17 protein-coding genes are annotated in these 15,881 nt (G+C 43.4%); 6 read left to right on the top strand and 11 right to left on the bottom strand.

The genetic code is table 11. From position 1 onward, the window contains the following. Positions 1-3: 3 nt before the first annotated feature. On the top strand, positions 4-774 hold the full coding sequence (locus A3EU_RS0105515; RefSeq protein WP_020535133.1) for a hypothetical protein: 771 nt from the start codon (positions 4-6) through the stop codon (positions 772-774). Further along, positions 771-1,289 (top strand): ribosome maturation factor RimM, encoded by a 519-nt coding sequence (gene rimM / locus A3EU_RS0105510; protein WP_020535132.1) that lies wholly within the window; start codon positions 771-773, stop codon positions 1,287-1,289. The genes A3EU_RS0105515 and rimM overlap by 4 nt, the downstream gene beginning before the upstream one ends. Before the next feature lie 46 nt (positions 1,290-1,335). On the opposite strand, the gene A3EU_RS0105505 is transcribed toward rimM, so the two are convergent. The 5 genes from A3EU_RS0105505 to A3EU_RS32535 all read right to left on the bottom strand — a co-directional run bounded on the left by A3EU_RS0105505 (position 1,336) and on the right by A3EU_RS32535 (position 5,011). Beyond that, positions 1,336-1,719, bottom strand: coding sequence for a hypothetical protein (locus A3EU_RS0105505; protein ID WP_020535131.1), 384 nt, complete (start codon positions 1,717-1,719; stop codon positions 1,336-1,338). 79 nt (positions 1,720-1,798) lie between these two features. Further along, entirely contained in the window at positions 1,799-2,023 is a 225-nt protein-coding gene (locus tag A3EU_RS0105500; RefSeq protein WP_020535130.1) for an AtpZ/AtpI family protein, read from the bottom strand. Beyond that, the gene (locus tag A3EU_RS0105495; RefSeq protein WP_020535129.1) at positions 2,013-2,465 is read right to left on the bottom strand and encodes a bactofilin family protein; all 453 of its coding nucleotides are present in this window, start codon (positions 2,463-2,465) and stop codon (positions 2,013-2,015) included. Before A3EU_RS0105495 ends, A3EU_RS0105500 begins: the two co-directional genes overlap by 11 nt. Before the next feature lie 208 nt (positions 2,466-2,673). Next, positions 2,674-3,729 (bottom strand): PorP/SprF family type IX secretion system membrane protein, encoded by a 1,056-nt coding sequence (locus A3EU_RS0105490; protein ID WP_020535128.1) that lies wholly within the window; start codon positions 3,727-3,729, stop codon positions 2,674-2,676. 445 nt (positions 3,730-4,174) lie between these two features. Beyond that, on the bottom strand, positions 4,175-5,011 hold the full coding sequence (locus A3EU_RS32535; protein ID WP_052331282.1) for a GNAT family N-acetyltransferase: 837 nt from the start codon (positions 5,009-5,011) through the stop codon (positions 4,175-4,177). A gap of 190 nt (positions 5,012-5,201) precedes the next feature. Between A3EU_RS32535 and A3EU_RS0105480 the strand changes: the two genes are divergently transcribed. The 3 genes from A3EU_RS0105480 to A3EU_RS0105470 all read left to right on the top strand — a co-directional run bounded on the left by A3EU_RS0105480 (position 5,202) and on the right by A3EU_RS0105470 (position 7,548). Further along, complete coding sequence (locus A3EU_RS0105480; RefSeq protein ID WP_020535126.1) at positions 5,202-6,296, top strand: hypothetical protein; 1,095 nt, start codon at positions 5,202-5,204, stop codon at positions 6,294-6,296. A 149-nt stretch (positions 6,297-6,445) separates the two neighbouring features. Beyond that, a complete protein-coding gene (locus tag A3EU_RS0105475; RefSeq protein ID WP_020535125.1) occupies positions 6,446-6,877 on the top strand; it encodes a hypothetical protein in 432 nt (143 codons plus the stop codon). Between the two features lie 233 nt (positions 6,878-7,110). Then, a complete protein-coding gene (locus A3EU_RS0105470; RefSeq protein ID WP_020535124.1) occupies positions 7,111-7,548 on the top strand; it encodes a hypothetical protein in 438 nt (145 codons plus the stop codon). A 2-nt stretch (positions 7,549-7,550) separates the two neighbouring features. Here the strand turns inward: A3EU_RS0105470 and A3EU_RS29500 are convergent, their stop codons facing one another. Continuing rightward, on the bottom strand, positions 7,551-8,888 hold the full coding sequence (locus A3EU_RS29500; RefSeq protein ID WP_020535123.1) for a sensor histidine kinase: 1,338 nt from the start codon (positions 8,886-8,888) through the stop codon (positions 7,551-7,553). Positions 8,889-8,904: 16 nt separating this feature from the next. Then, complete coding sequence (locus tag A3EU_RS0105460) at positions 8,905-9,579, bottom strand: ABC transporter ATP-binding protein (RefSeq protein WP_020535122.1); 675 nt, start codon at positions 9,577-9,579, stop codon at positions 8,905-8,907. 544 nt (positions 9,580-10,123) lie between these two features. Between A3EU_RS0105460 and A3EU_RS0105455 the strand changes: the two genes are divergently transcribed. Then, positions 10,124-12,583 carry an ABC transporter permease gene (locus A3EU_RS0105455; protein WP_020535121.1) on the top strand — a complete coding sequence of 820 codons (2,460 nt, stop codon included), beginning with the start codon at positions 10,124-10,126 and terminating at the stop codon, positions 12,581-12,583. A gap of 128 nt (positions 12,584-12,711) precedes the next feature. On the opposite strand, the gene A3EU_RS0105450 is transcribed toward A3EU_RS0105455, so the two are convergent. From A3EU_RS0105450 to A3EU_RS0105435, 4 genes are all read right to left on the bottom strand, one after another. Continuing rightward, entirely contained in the window at positions 12,712-13,632 is a 921-nt protein-coding gene (locus A3EU_RS0105450; RefSeq protein WP_211213899.1) for a lytic transglycosylase domain-containing protein, read from the bottom strand. A gap of 89 nt (positions 13,633-13,721) precedes the next feature. Continuing rightward, on the bottom strand, positions 13,722-14,204 hold the full coding sequence (locus A3EU_RS0105445; RefSeq protein ID WP_020535119.1) for an OsmC family protein: 483 nt from the start codon (positions 14,202-14,204) through the stop codon (positions 13,722-13,724). A gap of 104 nt (positions 14,205-14,308) precedes the next feature. Then, complete coding sequence (locus A3EU_RS0105440; RefSeq protein ID WP_020535118.1) at positions 14,309-14,893, bottom strand: tetratricopeptide repeat protein; 585 nt, start codon at positions 14,891-14,893, stop codon at positions 14,309-14,311. 85 nt (positions 14,894-14,978) lie between these two features. Beyond that, complete coding sequence (locus A3EU_RS0105435) at positions 14,979-15,854, bottom strand: alpha/beta fold hydrolase (protein ID WP_020535117.1); 876 nt, start codon at positions 15,852-15,854, stop codon at positions 14,979-14,981. Between the last annotated feature and the right edge of the window lie 27 nt (positions 15,855-15,881).

The following is a 15,881-nucleotide window of genomic DNA, read 5'->3' as shown; positions in this document are numbered from 1 at the left end:
AGCATGAAAGGAGCCAATATTTTTTTTACTGGTCTACTTTTCCTCACTACAATTTTCTTACTCACCTGCGAAGGTGAAACGGCCGAACCCCGTACAGATAAGGGGTATGATTATTTTCCTTTGAAAGTAGGTATGGAGTGGAACTACTTGATGGACAGCATTGTGTTGCGCCCTCAGGTGGGAGGTATCCTATTTGACTCCGCGCGCCTAGATGTCAGGGAAACCCTTGTGGATACCTTGCGCGATTTGGAAGGGCAGCTTTGGTATCGCGGCGAACGCTATGATCGTCGTGTAGACAGTACAGCCTGGCGTTTTAGCCAAACTTTCTTGCTCCGACGCGACGATCTCCGCGCCTATCGGCAGGAAGATAACCTGGAGTTTGTAAAAATGGTCTTCCCGCTACGTGCTGATCAGAACTGGGACGGGCACGTTGCTTTTGACCCTTTCCGGGAAATCGAAGTGGCTGGCCAACCTATCCAAATTTATGTTGATTGGAATTACCGCTACCTCAGTTTTGAACAAGCAGGGACGGTGATGGACAAGACCTACGACCAACTAACGTTGGTGGAAGGCGCTGATTATGAAAACCTGCTCAACCGACGTCTGGCTATTGAAGGCTATGCCAAAAACACAGGGCTGGTGTACAGAGAATTAGAAGTGTTTGAAACCCAATGTCAGCTTTGCTGCAATGGTGATACCGGAGCCTGTCTCGATCTACCTTGGCGCGAAAAAGCAGAAGGTGGTTTTATTATCAAACAATGGTTGGTACAATGATGAAAGGCGAAATGACCAAGGTAGGCCGTATGGGTCGCCCTCACGGCCTTCGTGGGGAGATGAAAGTCAGTATTGAGGATGTGTACTTTGAAGATGTTATCCAGCAGGATAGCCTACTCATTGCTGTAGGCAGCCAGTATGTTCCTCATTTTGTAGAAGCTTGGCGCAGTGGAGGAAACCTGGTAAAACTGGAAGAAGTTGACGATAAAGAATCTGCCCAGATGCTACAGCAAAGGGATATTTATCTTCCTCAAAACCTCCTTACGATCGCTGTCGAAGATATTCCGGCAGACAATCCCTTTGAGCAGTATGTCGGTTATACTATTGTCGATATCACTAATGGGATAATTGGCAAGATCAAAGAGATCATCGACTTACCAGAGCATTATCTAGCGGAAGTGAACTACAAAGGCAAAGTAATCATGATCCCGTTACATGCCGATCTTATTGAACAGGTAAATAAAAAAGAGCAAGTACTGTTCATGACCCTACCAGAAGGGCTGCTTGAACTTTAAGGGGTCGGCGAAAATAAGGCACGAATTTGCTAGCCTTTATGAAGAATTACACGCCGGCCTTACCCAGTTTCATCATGAAATAAGTCTCAAAAGCCGTAAAAACAAAATAGACCAAGAAGAAAGGGATCACGAAGAACTTATCGGTAGGTTCTGCCAGCTGTAAGTAAGCATAGACAATCATGATGGCCAACATCATTTTGCCCATCGTAAATATCATAATCGTATTCGTGAATGTGTTTTTATTGGCACTGTTAGCAGCGCTACGGCCTATCAAGAACATCACGACCGACAGAAAGACGAACCCGCCAAGGCTGATCCAGCCCAACAATTGATAAGGAGCTAACTTGGGCACCTGAAACAAACCCAGCAGCGCCGCAACAGTAATTAGTATAACGCCTCCCAATTGCAGAAAAAATGTTTTGTTAGTCATATTGATTTGTAATAAAACACATCCCGAACTCTGAGTACTTACTCAAAATTCGGGATGAAGGATTAATTTACACCGTCTATTACAGCAAGTCTTTAAGCGTACTGTATAGCGCTGCAAAAATAGAAAGTAAAGCCAGCGTCACTGTCAGGAAGGGAGATGTTTGAAAATATTCATCCAGCTTTTGGCCAGCAAAAACTCCTAAGAGAATAATGATGCCCATTTGCATTGCCATCCCCGAGTACTTCATATAATTTTGTACCCGCTTCCTGCCTTGATCGTTCTGATCTGGTTCTTTATCCGGCAACTTTCTCTGTTTTTTCAGTAGCAGCCTTTTTTGCACTGCCTGCTATACTATTTTTTCCACCTGATGCCATCGTCAGGTTACCATCAATGGTGCCTCCTGGCTGTACGATCAATTTGCCACAAGTGATATCACCATCTACAGCTGCTGTTTCCCTGATATTAAGTAGTTCCTTAACCGTCATCGTTCCATCAAATCGGCCTTCGACAACAGCATTCGCGCACCGAATTTCACCATCCACTTTACCCGTAGGCCCGATGATTACTTTCGCATCACAGAAGAGTTTACCTTTGATTGCTCCATCCACTCGGATATCGCTATTAGCATTGACTGTTCCTTCAATTTTTGTGCCTTCTACAATACTGTTCAAAGAGTGCCCGCCAGAAGGCGACGGAGAAGGGGATGACTTACTACTCATTTCTTTTTTTCCGCTTTTATTAAACATTCGTTTTAGTTTTTGAGCAGACTACCAGATTGTAGTCTATACACGGTTTATACGTCGGGGATTGGTTTTCTAAACCGATGCTAAGGTAGCACCTATTCGCTAATATACCGAATCCGATATTATCCAACGAACATATTACAATAAAAAATATCCAAAGCGATCCGTTAGATCACTTTGGATATTAGTCCGTAGGCATTTGTGCTGTTCCTTAGAAAGAAGGACAGTAAACGCCACGGCGAGCAGGGCCACAAATTTTGTACTGCATCGCTAATTCGAAACTACCATTGTAGTTAGAAGCCGCTTTCAATGGTGAAACATTGATATCATAGCTAAACCCAAGGGTAAAGGCATCGAAATCGAAGCGAGTAGACAAAATCACAGCATCATTTAAGACACCAGAGTTGATCTTGTTGGAAACACGTGTCCAAAGACCAAACTGCCAAGATTGTGTTCCAGCCTGACGGCCAGTACCCAAAAGGAATTTGAAACTGGTACCTGCGTTTACCTGGAAGGAAGGTCCTTGGCTCATCACAATTACACCGGGAACCAGGCCAAAACGGTTGGACACCAGGAATTCACCACCAGCGTGTGCAGTAAAGCGGCTGTACAGTAAATCCTGATCCTGGCTACTGAACGATTGATCAGCACGATTAAGGTGATGGAAAGAACCACCCATGTAAAGGTTATTGTTCTTGTCGAAGGTCATAAACCATAGCAAACCAGCTGCCAAATCTCCAAAGAGAAATTCGTCGCGGTCAAAGCTGGTTTCACCGGGGTCAAGGTTAGCATCGAAGCCACCTTCACCGTCGTGCTGAAGCCCCCAACGCAAGTTGAGAAAATCAAGACTCCGTTGAGCAACGCCGGCCTCAGCACCTACAACGAGGTAGTGACCATAGTTACGTGAGCCTCCCATTTTCTTGGAGTAAGAAGCAGAAAGCTTACCCGTAAGGGTTGCAAAATCAGCTTCACCGGCACGGTCTCCCCAAAAGGTACCACCAATACCGAAGTAATCATTACGGCCAACAGGAATACGTTGATCGTAAGAAACAGAGTAAGTCCGGAAGGCATTGGAGCGTAATACGCTAGCCCACTGGTTACGATAGTTCGCGACGAGGCGAACGTTACAGTTCATTACACCTGTCATCGCTGGGTTCAAATTCAGCGGTGAAAGATAAAACTGTGAGAAATGGATATCCTGGCCTCGTGCTGAAAGCATGAATGTCATCAGGATAGTGAACAGTGCTAATTGTCTAAGTCTTTTCATAGGAGCCGGAGGTTTGTTCCGCGACAGATTTTCCAAAGAATTACAATGATACGTAAAAGAGCCTGAAAGGCCGAAATAGATTCTGTTAAAAATAAAATTTTACCCTATCGGCGACAATTGCTAATAGTACAAAATTTATGAGGTGTAGTAGTGTGAATCCTTATTAAGTGCAGAAGGGCATTTTCGCATCCGCTGTTGCTGTATAGATACGAACAAAGCCTTAAACGCTGCTTTATTCAAGAATATTATCCAGCAACTTTTTTTCTCAAAAACGATACCACCATAAACAATGGCACCGTTTAGGCTAGTTGTTATCAGCAAAGTTAAATAAAATAATGTAAGTATTGTGCAAAAATTGAACCTCAATCTGGCTACGCTTAGCAGAGGCTCAATTCATTTTTATGCTGCTCCAAGCTTCCCAGCATAACTTTATAAGTTCCGTTTCTTACAGTGGTCGCTCCATTTCGTACTGATCAATGATATGCTCCCACCCTAAGGTATCCATCGCTGTGAACAGTTTTGTAGCTTGGTCATCAATATTCACCCAAGTTAGTTGGGCATAGGAGTTTTCCAGTGCCCCCAAGAGTGTTTCCCACGCTGGCCCTTCAGGATGAACGCCAGCCTGGGCAATTCTCCCTACTTTATGAACAATCGCATAAGCTAAGGGAGCCTCGTTTACCATTCCCCATTCATAAAAAGTATAATCAACGATAAGTCCTTCTACACCGGCACGGGTATAATCCCAAGCACTCGTAAACGCCCTTAACGAGCTGTAATACTCCCAATTGGGCACGGCCACTTTCCGCAAGGGGGAAGGCTTTTCAGCGACAGCATTATCCGTGTTTTTCTTAAATGCCCTGAGCTTACGACCTATTTGAAAACCTACGCCTTCATAGGCCTTGATTGCTCGCTCGTTTTCAGTAATCACTTCCAGGCTAGCTCTTTGGCACCCTGATTGCTGCCACAAAGGAATGGCAAAATCATACATCTGCCGTACCATGCCCTGTCGTCTAAAAGCTTTGATTACGCCTGTACCTGCATTATATGCTGTTAGCAAACCTCCTTGCTCGCCAATTCCCGTAAGCATGAAAGCGACCAGCTCTCCCTTGTTTAATATCCCTACAGATAGCGTAAGGTCAATCCTGGTTCTCTTTATTCGCTCCATCATCCCTTCTTCTGTAAAATTGATGGGAACATAATACCCGGTAAAGGCATCATTAAATGTTTGAGTCAATACCGCGATAGGCATATCGCCAAGCGTAATCAATTGTTGTTGTTTCAAGTCTTTTTTCTTTTGAAGGTGGTGCTTAATTAGTGTACAATTCAACACAATAAGCTCAAATACTGTTCCGTTATTTAATCCTACCGCTCAAAATATACTCTTCTGGCCGCGTTTCAAATAAAAAGACTCACCAACGCAGGCTTACTCAGACTACTCACAAGATTTTTGATTTTTTTCAAAAAAAAGATAAATGCAACACTTTCTACGGTTCTTGCTGTGTCTGGTTGGCTTGAGTTTAGTGACGAGTTTTACACAAGCAGAAACCAGGCATATTCACCTCATCAAGGTTTTTGATAACGAAAACCACGACTACATTATTAGAGAAGGCTGCCGCAGTATTGGCTTTGGCATCGACCAGGAAGTCCACCTTCTGGCGGCCAATCTAGGCATTCTCAGTGTTATAGAATACGACTTGAGTGGGCCAAATTTCACGCTTAAGCGCCTAGATGAGGTGCTCAATTACGAGATGTCCTACCAAGAGCGAGACATCATCATTTTTGCCTACGTTGGCCATGGTTTCCGCGATCCTGGTACTTCTAGCCCCTACCCGAATCTCTATTTCCGCTCTTATCAGGAGTCTGTTAATTTTGGAGATATCATGGAGCGTATTCAGGAAAAAAATCCGTCCTTACTCCTTAATATTGTTGTTGCATGCAATGTGACAATTACTGACCAGAGTATACCACCTCCTTACCAGTCCATTAATACGCCACCAGAAGTGGTTTCGTTGCCAAAGGCAGGGCGTTTTGGCACCATCTACCAAGGGCTTTTTTCGGATGAACCCGGTGTTACTAAAACCGTCAACCTTTTTAGTGCCGAGCAGGAGAACTATACTTTCATTTCTAACGATGGTGGAATTTTCTTTAACGAAATTCTCTATACCTTACAGGAAGTGCTTGGAGGTGCGCCTTACAACAGCTGGGCAGAAATTTGTACAACAATTTCCAACCGTACGATCTCTCGGTCTGAGCGTAAAGGTATGCAGCAAAAACCATTGTGTGAATACAGTGTTCGTCTAAGCCCAATTACCGTACCGGCCAGTAGATCGCGAAGTCTTTTTGAGCCCTCAGCCTGCGAATTAGCAGCACGAGACCTCCGAAAAAACCAAAGAAACCAACTACGCAACCTCCGGCGGCAACACCGAGAAGGCATGCGCTCGGCCAGAAGCAGTAATCAAAACAGAGCTGATCGGCGCTTACTAGCACAAGAGCAACGTGTACAATACGAGAATCGTAAATTACGCCACGAAAAAGAATATCAGCGACATTTGCAACAATGTCAATAAGTAATATGACGGAAATAAATGGAACAACTTTCTTTTGAGGTTTCTGAAAATTTTCACACACCTTTCTTTCAGTCAGTTGCTTAGAAAATTTTAAAAAATCGAAAGCTGTTACACTTATTTTTTCTCCGTCCCTAAATCAANACTTGTCAATGAGAACCACGATCATCATTCTACTCAGTTTTTTGGCTATCAGCCTTTGGGCGCAGCCAGAAACATTGGAAACAGCAGTCAATACACCACCACCAGCCGCAACGGTTACTGATGGTGTAAACTTGCCTCCCGTAAGCACAGACTTCGTTCCTACGAAATCATCACAAGAAGTGTGGCTCTCTCTGGGCGTACTCGTTTTTGGAATGATCATCGTATTGGCGCAAGCCTGGATTATCAACAGCAGAAAAGAACCCCTAAGCCAATCGCTGAAATACCTCAGTGTAACTCTGATTATTGTTGGCTCTCTTTTCTTGGTAACAGCTGGTTATGGCAATAGCCAGATTGCACCTATTATTGGTTTACTAGGTACCGTCGCAGGTTATTTATTAGGGCGTACCCAGTCGCCAGCAGAAGCAGCAAGTGGAAAATAGAGAAAGTCGGAAGTAAGCTGGTGTAAAGGTGTAAGTGTTGGAAGTGTGTAAGGGCTAGATGACCCAATTTAGGAAATTACCTCATACACTGCATCCAAAGCAGGAAGTAGTAGGGGACACACGTAAAGACGGTAGGTCGACTTTCCTCTTAATGTAAGAGATGGAAAGTTTGCTACTAGCGGATACACACTTCCGATCTCCGACTTTGAAAAAATGAAACACAGGAAAAGGAAATGAAACTTAGGATCGCGCTTATTTGTGGGTTGATGGCTATTGGGCTGTGGGGATGGGGACAGGTGGAGCATCAACCTCAGCGTCTTCACTATTTTCCAGATAATGGTAGAAATTACTCCATTCTTGATCCTGGGCAGGAATTACTCCAACGAAACTTAATGATCAGCAACCAAGCAGGGGGCTATGGGGTATCTTTTGCTTTGAGTTTTGATAAAAGCAGCTGGAATGGTTTCGCGCTGGGGCCTCGTTACTCTTCTATCTTTAGTTTGGATGGGGAAGAAGGTTGTTACATACGTATTCGTACACAGTTTGGGGAGACGCCAGAAAGTATCACTGAAATTGTCTATTTCCTGATTAGAGGAAAATGCTACTCTGTTTACTGGAATACGACTTTGAAGCGGTGGGATTTGGTAGAGAATGCTTGCCGGGCGAATTAGTGCTAAAACACCAACTGTACTACGGTCCCTTCACCTACTACTGATTGTACTTCAATCGTCCCTTTATGGGCACGAATGATCTGTCGAGAGAGACTTAACCCTATGCCAGAGCCATCTGCTTTGGTGGTAAAGAAGGGTACAAAAATTTGTTCTAATTGCTCCGATGGAATCCCTGGCCCATTATCAGCTACCTGGATGATAATTTGCCCTTGCTTGTTTCGATTGGCGTGCAAATGAATCGCCGGAGCAACAATTGGCTTTTCTACTCCGCTCAGTGCATCTAAGGCATTTTTGGTAAGATTGATAATTACTTGTTCCAGTAAATGAGGATCTGCCTGTAAATTGAGATCAGAGGGGTAGCGATGCAAATGAAAGGCCACACCCTGCTGCTGTGCTTGTGTTTGGAAGAGCGCTAATACCTGTTCCAGGAGTTCATTAGCCGAGACTTCCTGAAAATTTGGCGGGGGAACCCGTGTTAGGCTACGATAGGTTTCTGTGAAGGCAAGTAGCCCTTCTCCCCTGCGTTGGATCACCTGTACCGACTGGCGAACATCCTGTAAGGTTTGAGCATCCGGAACGGGTTCGTCAGAAAGCATAGCATCAATAGTTCCGCTTAAGGAAGTGATTGGTGCTACGGAATTCATAATTTCGTGGGTCAGAATTCGGATCAACTTTTGCCAAGCTACCAGCTCCTGCTCCTCTAGTTCGTTTTGAATATTTTTAATACTCACCAAAAAGAGTCGTTCTTCCTGTAGGCGCAATTCACTGGTGAGTACAGCCAACTGCAACAAGCGGTTATCTACCTTTATTTTCACCAAGTCACGCTTCCCCTCGCGGCTGTCACGGATAGCTTCCAGTAGTTGTGGGTCTACCTGCTCCAGGCCATCGACGTGGAGTAAAAAAGACTTATGCAGCATCCTTTGGAGGGCTTTATTCATCAATCGAATTTCGCCCGCTTCATTATAACACAAAAGTCCAATTTCAATTTGCTCTACAATCGTTTGTAGAAATTGATGGTTGGCCTCTTTGTCTGCTCTGACTTCCTGAAACTTCCGATTGATCAAGTTAAAAGCTTCGTACAACTCACCGAATGATTTCCCTCTATGCTCTGCTGTAGATGTGGCTGTAAAATCATTGTACTTGATAGACGTAAGAAAGCCCACCAAGTCGCGGTTGGTTTGATCAACAAAATACATAATGCTCAACAAACACCCTAGTGCTAAAAGGCCGCTGAGTACTGCCAATAGCTGATTTCCCGGCCAGGAACTCAGCATTCCCGCCAGGCCAAGGCCTAGCAACAAAACCCTAATCACCAAATTAGTCCGAAAACGATAGAGCATAGCGCCAGTTTAAGGGTTAAAGGCGGATATCCTGCTTAATATTACCATCCTCCAGTTCAATAATGCGGCTGCCATATTGGGCATTTTTTTCACTGTGAGTGACCTGAATAATGGTCATCCCTTCTTCATTCAACTCCTTGAAAAGGTCCATGATTCTTTCTCCTTGTTTGGTATGTAGATTACCGGTAGGCTCATCCGCAAGTAACAAGCGTGGCTTGTGAACAATTGCACGTGCGACACCGACCAATTGTTGCTGCCCGCCCGAAAGCTGCTCTGGAAACAAGTCTTTTTTTCCTACGATCTGAAAGTTATCCAGCATATCTGCAACGATACTTTTCCTTTCTTTGGACTTGACTTGTCTATATAACAATGGTGTCTCGATATTTTCATATACCGTCAGGTCATCGATGAGGTGATAAGCCTGAAAGACAAAGCCCATATATTGCTTATGCAACTCATTGCGGCTACGCTCATTTAGTTTATGAACAGGTTCGCCTAAAAAATGATAGTCACCTCCACTCGCACCATCCAACATTCCAAGGATATTGAGGAGAGTAGTCTTTCCTGCCCCGCTAGGCCCCATGATGGTTACAAACTCTCCTTTTTCAATGGTCAAATTGATTTGGTTGAGCAACCATACTTTTTGTAAGCCATTGCGAATGGATTTCTCCAAATTGGTGAGTTGTATCATTTTAATTTCTTTATGTCAGGTTACAATATAAGTCTCTCTCTTCCAAATTCCGAAATACTCTTAGTCGCATAAGAGTATCCTTATTTAGAATACTTGAAAAAGGCAAGACTTATGCCAAACACCTAAACTACTAATTATCAAACGTATAACCACCCAAACCGAACCTTTCAGCTGTTCAACACTGAACAAAGGTGTACGATAACGAACGGTTTAAATCATTTTACGGCTCTTCTAAATTGTCCTCAAAGTATAACATTTGTGAATATTAAGCGGGGCGTTTTTTACCATATAGACACAGAGGCTTACAAGATCTCAAAACGAAACCTAAGCCATTTCTATGTGGCTATGTGATTAAACCAAGATATTCTTCAACACAGAGACACAGCGGTTTTGATGAGCCATCGTACTGTACGATAATGAACAATATTTTCCTATTCCGAACACTTCCAGGCCTCTCAACTCAAACACAAACAACTATATATCAATCAATTAACAAAACGGCACACACCTTGCAGTTTTATAACGCAGACGAAATCACCTGACTATGTTTTTACAATACCTAAAATTAGCGTTAAGAAATTTCCGATCTCGCCCAGGCTATTCCTTCATTCATCTTGTTGGGCTGGCTACTGGTATGGCAGCTTGTTTATTGCTGCTGCAATATGTCAGCTTTGAACTAAGCTTTGATCGTTTTCATAGCCAGGCCGACCAAATTTATCGCGTGGTCAATGAGCGTTTTCAAAATGGAGAAAGCGTTCAGCGGGGCACGATAACCTATCCGACTATTGGTCCTACCCTACTTAAAGACTACCCCGAAGTTACTAATGCTACCCGCTTCTTCTATGGCGGCGGCGAGTGGATTAATCCCAACCAGGAAGACAGCTACCACCTCGATCGTTGTTATTATACAGATGCCCATTTTTTAGAAATTTTTGATTTCCCGATCCTTGCTGCTGCCAATGACAGCCTCCTGGCCAACTCCAGAGAGGTGGTGCTTACCGCAAAATATGCCCGCGACTGGTACGGGATCAAAGATGGTGACTACAATAAGGTGCTCGGTAGAGAAATTGTTGTTGATGGTGCTCCTTTCTCCTTTAAAGTGGTGGGCGTTTTGGATGATATCCCAACTAATTCTCATTTACAGATTGAAATACTGGTGTCTTATGCCACCATCATCGAAGCTTTTGGTGAAAATGCAGATAACAGCTGGACTTGGTCTGATTTTTACCATTATGTAGCATTAGCTCCTGGAACAGATGTACTTGCCTTTGAGGAAAAATTAGAAGGCTTCTCAAAGCGCTATTTCCGAGGCGACGAAGTCTCAGGCAGCAAGGAGGTTTTTACTTTACAACCCCTGCTAGATGCTCATCTAAAATCTAATGATTTGGAGTACGAAATGGGTAAAACCGCTAACGGAAAATCCATTTGGGCTTTATTGATCATTGCCTTTTTCATTCTACTTATTGCCTGGATCAACTATGCGAACCTAACTGCCTCTCGGGCATTGGAACGCGCACAGGAAGTAGGCTTACGTAAGGTTGTTGGCGCCAGTAACCGGCAATTAATCAATCAATTCTTTACAGAAGCCCTATTAGCGAACCTTATAAGTTTTAGCTTGGCCGTAAGTCTGGTTTTATTGATTCAACCTATCGCTCATGAAAAACTACAAATAGACCTCGGTGAGCTGACCGACACCAATATATTGGTCCAACACCCTCGCTTATGGGGCACGGCTGCCAGTTTGTGTTTACTGGGGTTAATACTCTCCGCCTTTTACCCCTCCTGGATTTTGAGTAATCAGAAAATGGCGTCGGTGCTTAAAGGCAGCTTTACCGGAAAAGGGCGTGGACGTACGCTGCGCCAGGGTTTGATTGTTTTCCAATTCGCGACTTCTATTGGCCTAATAGCAGGTACCCTTTTGGTTTATCGCCAGATCAATTTCCTGCAAAAGAAAGACTTGGGGGTAAATATCGACCAAATGATACTGGTGCAAGCCCCGGAATTATCCCAATGGGACAGTACGTTCATTGACCGTATGGATGTATTTAAAGAACAACTAACCCAGCTCACCGGCATACAAGCGGCTTGTACCGCCAGTCGGGCACCGGGCGAAGGTATCGGGCGAGTTTTTGGACTCACGCTTCCCGGGGCCGCCGATGATCGCAATTACACTTTTGGCTTTGTCCAGGCAGACCACAGTTATACTAAAACCTATGGCTTAGATATCATTGCCGGCCGCAGTTTGCGACCTGAAGATCATAGCTCCAACATCGACGAAATCAATTCTCTATTAATCAATGAAGAGGGTGTCAAAACTTTAGGTTTTGAAAAACCAGAAGAAGCGATCGGGCAAATCATTAACACTTCTGGAAAAGACTGGACCATTGTGGGGGTTATTCCTGACTTCCACCAATTGTCGCTCCATCATCCGATATCGCCCCTACTTATCCAGCCTTTTTATGGCACAGGCCATCCTATTGCTATTCGGTTTTCCGCCAGCAACTTAGCTACTACTTTACCACAGATAGAGGCTTTATATGATCAACATTTCCCTGGCAATACCTTCCAATACAATTTTCTGGATGAACGATTTGCCCAACAGTACACCAGTGACCGGCAGTTTGGACAAATACTGCTCTTCTTTACTTTGTTAACCATTATGGTGGCTTGTCTGGGATTGGTTGGACTAGCTGCTTACGCAGCACAATTGAGAACCAAAGAAATCAGTATTCGAAAAATCCTGGGAGCAGGTACCAGTCAATTGGTCCTATTACTCAGCGGAGGGTTTATGAAATTGATCCTTATTGCAGTTCTGATTGGTCTGCCATTAGCATGGTGGGGCGTGCAACAGTGGATGAACAACTATGCCTACCGAGTAGATTTTGCTTGGTGGCAGTTGCCTCTGGCGGCCATTTTAGGCTTAGGGCTGGCATTTCTTACGGTAAGCTACTACGCTTTACGTGCTGCTTGGGTAAATCCGGCAGAGCAGTTGCGGGGAGAGTAAAAACTCGAAGTAATAGAGAGTCAGCATTGCCCCCCTACTCTCCATCCTACGATTTTTGACCAATGCCATGATGTAACATATGCAACAGTCAAAATCTCTACATCCTGTAAGAAATACCTAATACGTATTTACTTCGGAACTCGTATTTCGTAAGTCTTGCCACTGCGGTTAGTCAGCTTGTTGTCGATCAACCAGGGGTTGTATACTTTGAGCATGCGGTAGCTTGTTCCCTGCTCTTTGGCGAAAGCACCCCAATTTTCTACGGCTTCACTAACCTCTTCTGTACGGTAATCATCAAGTGCAGGGTAGTAATCCTCGCGGTCTACATAGAAGCCGAATTCCCTTGGGTTTTCCATGATCTGTTTGATGGCCACCAAACGAAAGTAGTAGCGGGAGGTTTCTTCGTTCAGGTTCAGGTCAAAGTAATTATCAGCTTCCTGCTCACGTAGGTGTTTGTTCATATTGCCGCCGCCCATGTTGTAGGCTGCAGCTGCATTGGCCCAGCTACCAAAGCGTTGACGGAGGGACTTAAGGTATTTAGCAGCGGCGTGGGTCGCTTTTTCCAGATGGTAGCGCTCATCTACTTCGCTATTAATTTCCAGGCCATATTCATTACCGGTACCTTTCATAAACTGCCAGATGCCTTTGGCACCAGCAGGTGAAACGGCATTGCGCAAAGCACTTTCCGCCACCGCAATGTATTTAAGGTCAGTAGGTACCCCTTCCTCTTCTAGAATTCTATCCATTACAGGAAAAAAACGCATCGTTGACTTAATCGACAGAATAGTACTGGAATGCCAGTAGGTATTAACGGTAAGTTCACGATCCAGTCTTTCGCGAACATCGAAATTATCCATTGGTAAGGCTTCGTCACAAAAACTAAAAGCTTTGTCCAAGTCTACACTTTTGACAATCTGGGGAACATTTTCGGTAGGCTGCCAATCGTAATCAGGCTTTTCTGTATTACTCATCTGTGAGGCTACCAGAATAAAAATGCAGGTCAATGCCAGCAGGATAAGATTGATGCTCCAAAGTTTTTGCTTGCTCATGGGGAAGAGATTAAGACGTTTGTATTGCGCAAAAAACAACTTGCGCTTTTTTTAGTATTGCGCGAAAGATAAAGATAATAGAAAAAGAATCAGCTCGTAACAAATTCTGCGATCCCTTCGTGTAGTACCGGAAAATTAACAGAATTAGCAATAAAACAATACTTGTTGGCTTTGTGGTGAAGTTCAGGAATTTTTTCCAGCATTGCTTCCGTCGCTACTTTTACCCTGGGCCGCAAGGTCACTTCTGTAAAATGGCCGCTCCCCGATTTCGTTTCCAGCATTGTCCCTACAGGTTCGTCTTCGTAAGCAACCACTTGTATCTTATTGGTGCTACAAAGGTGTAAAAACCATAACATGTGGCAACTAGAAAGGGAGGCCAAAAACAGTTCTTCGGGATTATAACGGGTAGGATCACCACGAAAAGAAGGATCTGAAGAACCAGGAATGACGACTTGCTTTCCGGCCGCACTGAGTTCGTGATCGCGTTCGTAGGCATCGTAAACCGAAGTGCCCTGGCCCTTATTGCCGGTCCAGTTGAGTTTTAGCGTGTATTGGTGTGTTTTTTGTGGCATGTTTTTGTTTTGTAGACAAGTACTTGGTCGGCCTTCGCCTTTCCTACATCTGTACAAGTAGGTGACGTAAAGAATAACTAACCCATCATTAGGCATCGTGTCTTTTAAAAGCCTTTTTTAAACCTAATGTGGGTCATTTTCTGAATCCAACATTCAACAAAATATTCATCTCCTTCCACTGCGGTTGGCCTACTAAAGCAGCTTCTAAAATGTTCTCCCGTAGGCAAGTAATCACTGTACCGCTCTATTAATATCTTTGCTTCCCTCTTTTCTTCTTCACCTGGTTTTGAAATTGATTGTTCCCACTCGTCAATTGCAGCCCAAATTACGCCTTCTTTAATATTATGCAAATCACCTTCCTGGCATTTTTCTGCACTCGAAACATACGATTTACCAATGAGCAGATGCGTTTTCGATAAATCAGGATTTAGATCATTAGCAATTTCACACAATTCCCTTGATTTAGAAAATTGACCGTTTTGATACTCAACTTCAGCAAAAGAATAAACAGAATCGGCTTTTTCAATAGGATCCAATTGGGATGTAACTAAGAAATCAGCGTACGACTCCCATCGATTTAAGTCTTCTGCTAATACAGGAAAGTAACTGGAATGCACGATTTGAGCTTCAACAAAATTGATAAAGAAAACACCAAGCACAAATATTACTATGCTATTTCTCTGTTTCATTTCTTTATTTTTCGTGACAACCTACCTGAGCATACGCACGGTACTGACGCAAGACAGCTACCTCCTAACTCTGTTATAGCATGCTCTATTTGCTCATAAAATTATCAATTTCACCAATAGCCTCATTTGAATGCTCTTCCTGAACAAAGTGTCCACAATCATATTCTACAACGACTGATTTGGGCAGTCGCTTTTTCCACTTCTGTAGGTCTTCTAATGAAATAAACTCATCCTTTGTCCCCCAAAGAATCAACCATGGTTTTGAATCCAGATTATCTAACCGTGTCCACTGGTTTTGATACCAATCTGAAGAACCAATCAGTGATTTTCCAATTTTCAACAATGATTGTCTCGATGATTTATTTGGGAATGGATAGATGTATTGTTTGTGTACTTTCTTGGATAGATTCTTTTTATCATGGACTCCTTTTTTTAAAAGAAATTTAGGAGAAAAATTCATTCTAAGGTACAAGAATTTCCCAACGCTACTATTTAGTACGCTATCAATTTTCTGTGCACCTGGATTGTTTTTAGTTCCCCATAACCAAGTGTTAAACATTACTATTCGTTTGATGCTATCGCTATTTTCAATAGCAGTTCCGAGGCCAATTGGGCCACCAAAATCATGCACGACAAGTGTAATTTCCTTTAGATTTAGTTTCTCTATAAACGCTGTAAGATTCTTTGAATGGGATTGTGGCTTCCCATCAAAATCATTGGGCTTTTCTGACAACCCAAAACCGATATGGTCGATTGCTATACATCTATACTTTTTTGACAAGGATGATATAAAGTCCCTGTAAAGAAACGACCAAGTTGGAGTTCCATGTACGAATAATATGACATCTCCTTTTCCCTCATCAATGTAATGCATCCTACCCGCATCTAGCTGAATATATTGATTATCAAAAGGGTACAAGGTTACATCCAACCATTTTTGAGCATTCAGAGGCAAATTCATAATTAACAGTATTGGTAAATATTTAAT

The sequence above is a fragment of the Lewinella cohaerens DSM 23179 genome, from assembly GCF_000379805.1.
Taxonomy (GTDB): Bacteria; Bacteroidota; Bacteroidia; order Chitinophagales; family Saprospiraceae; genus Lewinella; species Lewinella cohaerens.
The sequence above is the reverse complement of the archived record's forward strand: the minus strand, read 5'-3'. Positions and strand labels throughout refer to the sequence as shown.